This window comes from Aestuariivirga sp., from assembly GCF_041738905.1.
Taxonomy (GTDB): Bacteria; Pseudomonadota; Alphaproteobacteria; order Rhizobiales; family Aestuariivirgaceae; genus Aestuariivirga.
Window position 1 is genome coordinate 1 of sequence record NZ_JBGSOZ010000017.1, and the last position, 6,356, is coordinate 6,356.

6 protein-coding genes and 1 pseudogene are annotated in these 6,356 nt (G+C 60.4%); 2 read left to right on the forward strand and 5 right to left on the reverse strand.

Translation table 11 applies throughout. The features are described from left to right. On the forward strand, window positions 1-1,221 hold a 1,221-nt coding region (locus tag ACEW8Q_RS01355; RefSeq protein WP_373502257.1), incomplete at its 5' end, for a glycosyltransferase family 32 protein. Between the two features lie 13 nt (window positions 1,222-1,234). On the opposite strand, the gene ACEW8Q_RS01360 is transcribed toward ACEW8Q_RS01355, so the two are convergent. The 3 genes from ACEW8Q_RS01360 to ACEW8Q_RS01370 all read right to left on the reverse strand — a co-directional run bounded on the left by ACEW8Q_RS01360 (window position 1,235) and on the right by ACEW8Q_RS01370 (window position 3,071). Beyond that, window positions 1,235-1,792 (reverse strand): Hint domain-containing protein, encoded by a 558-nt coding sequence (locus ACEW8Q_RS01360; RefSeq protein WP_373502258.1) that lies wholly within the window; start codon window positions 1,790-1,792, stop codon window positions 1,235-1,237. A gap of 120 nt (window positions 1,793-1,912) precedes the next feature. Continuing rightward, complete coding sequence (locus ACEW8Q_RS01365) at window positions 1,913-2,257, reverse strand: hypothetical protein (RefSeq protein WP_373502259.1); 345 nt, start codon at window positions 2,255-2,257, stop codon at window positions 1,913-1,915. A 115-nt stretch (window positions 2,258-2,372) separates the two neighbouring features. Then, entirely contained in the window at window positions 2,373-3,071 is a 699-nt protein-coding gene (locus ACEW8Q_RS01370; RefSeq protein ID WP_373502260.1) for an extensin family protein, read from the reverse strand. 499 nt (window positions 3,072-3,570) lie between these two features. Here ACEW8Q_RS01370 and ACEW8Q_RS01375 point away from each other — a divergent pair, with 499 nt between their 5' ends. Next, a complete protein-coding gene (locus ACEW8Q_RS01375) occupies window positions 3,571-4,560 on the forward strand; it encodes a primase-helicase family protein (protein ID WP_373502262.1) in 990 nt (329 codons plus the stop codon). Window positions 4,561-5,157: 597 nt separating this feature from the next. Here ACEW8Q_RS01375 and ACEW8Q_RS01380 read toward each other — a convergent pair. Both ACEW8Q_RS01380 and ACEW8Q_RS01385 read right to left on the reverse strand, forming a co-directional pair. Continuing rightward, window positions 5,158-6,183: a DUF5131 family protein gene (locus ACEW8Q_RS01380; protein WP_373502261.1), complete on the reverse strand. Its 1,026-nt coding sequence runs from the start codon at window positions 6,181-6,183 to the stop codon at window positions 5,158-5,160. Window position 6,184: 1 nt separating this feature from the next. Further along, window positions 6,185-6,356 (reverse strand): annotated as a pseudogene (locus ACEW8Q_RS01385) (IS630 family transposase); the annotation flags it as partial.

Genomic DNA, 6,356 nt, shown 5'->3' on the forward strand with positions numbered 1-6,356 from the left:
CGGTTCCGCTCTGCCGCGCGGTACCTGCGGCGGGCCCGCCGCGCGTGGCCGTGGCACGCCGGTCTGTTCAGGGCACATCTCGGAAGCCTTGCCGAGATCGGGGCGGTGGACGAACTCCGGGACATCATCCGGCGCGAAGAGCGCGTGCAGGACGGATCGGCGCCAGCCTTTGTGATCGGTGCAGCATCGGTGCTGCAACATATTGGAGATTTCGACCTTGCAAGGGCGATAGCCGCGCGGATTGCCGCTCCGCAACAACGCAGCAGTCTTGATCGAGCGCTCCTGAGCAGCCTGTTGCGCCGAGGTGATACAGGTGCCGCCGAGACCCTCTTTGCGGAGGTGGGCAAGTGGCTGCCGCAGCGCTCGGTGTCGCACTTCGGTTCGGGAGTCGATGGGGCGGTCAGGATCGACACGAGGCTGGCGCAACGGGCGGCAGGGGCGGCCGACCCCAGGATACTCATGCCTGCAGCAGGCGAGGTGGTGAGACGGTGGATTGAGACACATCGGGATGGGGGTAGCGGCGCTTCGTCCGCCGTGCCGCAGCAGGTCATGCAATATTGGGACAAGCCGGAGCCCCCGGACGACATCGCCGGCCTCATCGCGAGTTGGCGGGACCAGCCCGGTGCCGCCCACCACAGGTTCGACCGGCGCATGGCAACGGACTGGCTTGGAACCCGCCTGGGCGCGGATTGGCCGCGCGCACTTCGGGCCGCGCGGTCGCCGGCAGAAGAGAGTGATTTCTACCGCCTTGCCTGGCTGATGCTGGAGGGTGGTCTTTATGTCGACTGCGACGACCGCCGGACCGGTGACCTGGAGGCCGTGTTCAAGCGTCTCCGCGGACTGACCGTCTTTCTCGAACCGCAAGGATCGATCGCCAACAATGTCATCTTCGCCCCGCCGAAGCATCCGGCGATCGTCTGGGCGGCACATGCGGCCAAGGCCGCCTTGCTGGAACGGCACAGTGACAACACCTGGATGAAGACCGGGCCGGGGCTGATGACGCGCGCCGTCGCGTGGTATCTGACGGTCGGGCCGGACAGCGCGCCTGACCTTTGCATCCTGCCCAGATACTGGCTGGGATCGTGGATGCAGGTGCATGTGCCGCTGCCCTACAAGCGGACCAATCGCTACTGGAATGCATCCGCCGCAGGTGCCGGCGCGGCAGCCGACCTTGCCAGCTTTGCACGGCGGCTGCTGGAGGAGACCGCGCCGGCTCCGTGAGAGGCCGGCGCGATCAAGTTAGCGGGATCAGGCCGTCCATGATCAGCGCGTGGTCCGAGGTCAGCACCAGATCGGCGTGCGGCAGGCCGCCGCCCAGAGCCCCGGCGGCGATGCGAACGGGCCGTGCCCGCTCTCCGGCGAAGACCTTGAGCAGGGTTTGCCGCCCGATCCATTTCACCGGCACCGCGCGGCCGTCGGCGGTGAGGATCGTGTCGCCAATCGCCAGCGTCTCGACCGTCTGCTCGCCCCGGGGAGTCGCGATCAGGGTGCCGGCGGCGAAGCAGGTGGTGAAGCCGCCGGTGTTCGTCAGGGTCAGGTTGCTGAACTGGGTTGTATTCCCGGCGGCGGAGAAGAAGGCATTGTTGATGTCAATGTTCGTGGTGCCGGGGGTGACCGTCGCATAGAAGATGATCCTGCCGCTGTTGGCCTGGATTCCGGTCCAGGTCACGCCCAGCACGTCGATCGTTCCGATGAACGTGCCGTCGTCGTCGGTGGCCCCGAAGCCGTCATTGCCGCCGGTGATCGTCTCGGTCGTGTCGAAGAAGTTGTCTCCGGCGTTGCCGTCCGTCAACGTTCCAGTATGCGAAGTGCTGGACCCCAAAATTGTTCCGGTGGTTTCAAAGACTGCTGTATACTGATCGCTCCTGTTGTCGGATGGTTGATGATGGATGTGCCGTGCTGCGGCACGCATTCAATTGCAGTCGGGGTAAAGGTAACGGTCGGCTTCGCTCACATCCGACGGACATCCCTTGGGTGCTGCATGTGACCAATGCACGACATGGGTTCCCGGCTTGTTGAACGAGCACTGAAACGTCTGGCCGTTCCTGGCGCTTCCATTGACCGCATGGGTGCCGTCGGTGCGTTGTCCCTCATACTTCATGCTGACGATGTCGCTCGTCGATACATGCAGATGCCTCGCCGCGTAGGTGTTGCACTTGCTCATCATTTGCGCCTCGTCGGCGGCAAGCGCGGGCTGGGCCCCGCCACATGCCGCCACCACAAACACCACCGCTGCTGCTTTCAGAAATCCGTTCATTGCTTTCATCTCCGATGGTGAACTCTATCGTCTCGAGATGCCTGATCATCGTGGCGGCAACGGCAATGCCAACGTTCAGTCCTTTGCCAAGCTGATGATCGGAACTTTCTTGAATTCACTCGCAAATCCGATAGTTCAAGGTCTTTCCATGCATCCCGTAATCGAAATGCAGGTGCTCCTCATGCGCGGCGTTCGATCCGGGGCCGAGGATTGTCGTGAAGTAGCCGCAACCTGTTGCGCGGAACGTTCGAACCAGATCCCGCTGCGTCTTGCTGTCCCTGGGTGACTCCTTGATGTCGATCCGCGTCTTGTCCGCGAGCACGAAGGACGCAATGTCGATGGCATTGCCCTTGGCATGCTCGCTGATCTTTTCACCCGGCTTGTTGTAGCGTGTGCGGCAGACAAGGCCGGGGCCAGTCTCGATCCTCACCAGCTTTTCGCCAGTATAGGCGTAGGTCAGCGGTGCGCCGACGTCCCGGACCCACCCGGTGAACTGGCTGGCAAACCGGCAGATCATCGTGGGCTCGCCCGAGACCTCGACGGCACCCAGGAATGTCTGGACGCCCTTGAGCTTTATGGCTCCGGCCAGTTCGCAGCCATCGACGGTCACATTTCCCAATTGCTCGAAGGCCACGTCTTGCGCGGAGAGATCGGCAATGCAGGCCTCATAGCCGCCCTCGTCCATGCCGTTCTGCGAAACAATGCCCGACCCACCTGCCTCCGGCGATGCTCCACTGGCCTGATCCGACGAGGCCAGCGGCAACCACACTGCGATACATGCGACCAGTGCAGCAATGCGCAGGGCGATCATCATTGAACCTGAGCCTTCATGGCCCCCTCCGAACGACATGCTTCCTCGGCCCGCCGGTGAGCGGGCGGCCGCGACTGGAAAAGCTCTTAGACGATCATTGACTGTCTGTCATCTCTTTGCAATTGTTTTCATGTGTTCAAGGGACATCCCTGTGGGCTGCGCATGCGTGCCGCCAAGGGGATCTCTCAGCCTGTCACTGCTGTTGCGCTGCTTCCCAGGCTGCGCACCGGCTGACACATCCAGACAAACAACCCATGGAGATTCCGATGTTCAAGTCCGTTTATGCCATCGCGCTGCTGGCCGGCGCCCTGTCGCTCGCCAGCGCGGCGAACGCGTCGTCCGTTTCGGAGCGCGAGTACAAGCGCGGTTAGGCATTGCAGCAATGATGGTAATTCTAGAAGCGATATGGCCAGGACCCGGCGCGCGCCAGGATGCTGCAGGCGCAGTCGCAGGTGTGCTTCGCAAGTATGCTGGTCTCGACCACGGCGAATGCCACGCTGTAATGGCGCCACATATCCAGGATGGCAAGGAACGCGCGTCGCGGGAACGGTTTATCGCCGACACATATCGAGATCCCATTGAGAAGATTTCAGGCTGGAGCCGACTGAAGGACGTTTTCGGGTTCGAAGATGACGTGCTTGCCGCTTTCAAGTCCTGGCTGGCGTTGCCACGGCCTGACCCAGATACTTCGTCCAACGTCGAAGGATTCAATGCTGATCATGCTGTGATCCGCGACGGCTCAAAGGTTCGGGTGGGGATCCGCTCTTATGACCAAGTGTTCAAACGCGAGACTTGGGACTTGCTGACGGAGACCGACTTCAGTCTCTTGCACCATAAGAGCGCAGAGGCGCGCAATTGGCTCAAATCGCCGGAGCGTCTGACCTATCGCAACGGCTTTGTCTTCGATCCAACCGGCAAGAACCACCGCGATGCCTTGAACCTTTGGCGGGGCTTTGCCATCAAGCCAGTGGAGGGCGAATGGTCGACGATCGACTATCACATCCTTCACGTCCTTGCGGCAGGGAACGAGGAACACCACCAGTACATCCTCAAGTGGTTCGCCTGGCTCTACCAGAACCCCAGTAAACCGGCTGAAGTCGCCGTGATATTCCGGGGTGGGCGGGGTACCGGCAAAGGCATTCTGTGCCGTGCCATCATCCGCTCGCTTGGCCAGCATGGCATCCATATCTCGACGCCAACTCTGATGACCGGGCGTTTCAATGCGCATTTCCGCGATTGCATCGCCCTCTTTGCCGACGAGGCATTCTGGGCCGGTGACAAGTCCGGAGAAGGACAGTTGAAGCGCATCATCACCGAGGACACCCTGGTCGTGGAAGCCAAGAATCGGGACGCGATCGTCGTCCGCAACATGCTCCACATCATGATTGCCTCGAACGAGGACTGGATTGTGCCCTCTGGTACGGATGTCCCCACAATAAGTGGCCCAATCACCAATCTTTTCACGGCTAGTGACCGAAACAGCGTTACGTAACGCTGATTCCCGCTGTGACTTTCGATGATTATCAACGCGCTTGGCGGTCTTGTTACGGTGATCCCGAGCAGCGGCGGCCTTGTCTTTTGATCTTCCGATCTTCATCAATTCCCGCACGCGCGTTTCACCGAGGTCGACGTTGTTCAGAAGCCAATTCTTCCACTTCTTGCCGCCATCAGGAGTATTAGGGAACTGGTCCCTGGCATCGCAGAGCAAAATTGCCAGTTCCACCGTCTTGTCCGCCCAATGTGCAACGATTTGACGAACGTTAGCCGCAATGCTTTTCAGGATTTCCTCGCGCTTGACATCATCAGCGATCTTGATGCCGGCTGGATGGAGACCGGCGGAGGGCCGAACCCAGCCCATCACCCCCATGTTAACTTCGATATTAGGATCGCTGCCTGCAGGTGCATTCGGATTCGGATTATAACGAACCTCGTACCCGTTCTTGTCGCGCGGAAGCGCCGCAAAGGCCATTGGAGCTCCTAACTGTTCATTCGGCCGGGACTCTGTCGTCGCCATGTCGTGTCCGATTTCATTACCAGGGGGAAATGATGCATTTTCCATTTTGGTCTCCTCTTCCCAATCCGGCCGCCGTTACATAACGGCGTGCTGGTTGCTCGCGCTAACGGCAGGAGCTGGGGCGGTTGTTGCCTTCTTACTCACGAGAAACGAGGGCATTTCGGGGAACCCATCACCGTGGTCAGTGATCTCAGAAATCACCACCTGCAATTCGACGACCGACTTCCCATGCGCCCAGATTCGAACCATCTCGACGAGTTTCTCGGTTAAGACGTCACGCTCATTGGGCTCAGGAGACTCCATAACATCGGAGAGTGAGTCGGACTTTGCCGATGCTGCGAGAGCCGCTGCCTTGTTGCTGCGATGCGACTTCTGGCGCTTTGCGTTGTTCGCGTTCTGCTTCTTCTTCTCGGCAGCAGGGTCCGCGGCCTTGGCAATGCGCATGAGGTCGCGCACGCGGGAGTCAGACAAGTGTATATTCTGCTCGACCCAGGCTTTCCACTCTTTGCGGCCGCCCTTGTCGCCCAGGAAGCAATCGCGCGCCTTCAGAAGGAGCTGGCCCAGCTTTATGCTCTTGTCGTCCAAGTCTGGCACCGCCGCGTTGATTTCGTCGGCAAGCTCCAAAAGTGTCTCGCGATTGCCTGATGTCGCTTGCTTCTTGGTAGTTTCGTCGGGCGTGGTCTGACTGTGCGCCATGCTCTCGGCGAGCTCAGCCGGAACCACCTGCATCGGGTATTCATCCCACGTCTGGCCATCCAGCATCCGTCCGCCAGCCTTCGGCGTGCGGCCACCCCATTGCTTGAACAGGAAAGCCACGCCATCGCGCTGACAGACATCGCGGATTTCAATCGCCCAGGAGGGGTCCATGGGCCGGCAACCATGACCGGACTCGCCACCGACAATGGCCCACGCGATGCCAGTGAGATCAATGCCGCCAATAGGCCCAAGGAGCGGCTCGAAGGAAATGAACCGCGCCGGGGAATTGATCTGCTTCAGATGTGCGATACGAGAAACATAGGCACGGTTTTCGACACTCACACCCAGCCAGATATGGGACGGCACAGGCTTGCCTTGGTACCGTGTCGCAACATAGTCCCGCATGAGCGACGATCGCTTCGTCAGGACTTGGAAGACAGATAAACGGCTTGGCTTCGGTGATGTTGTGTTCGGCGATGAAGCGATTGATCGCGGCCTGCAGGTCGACGACCGAGTGGAACACGCCGTGTTTGAGCCTGCGCCGCGTCAGTTTCGCGAAGAACCCCTCCACCGCGTTC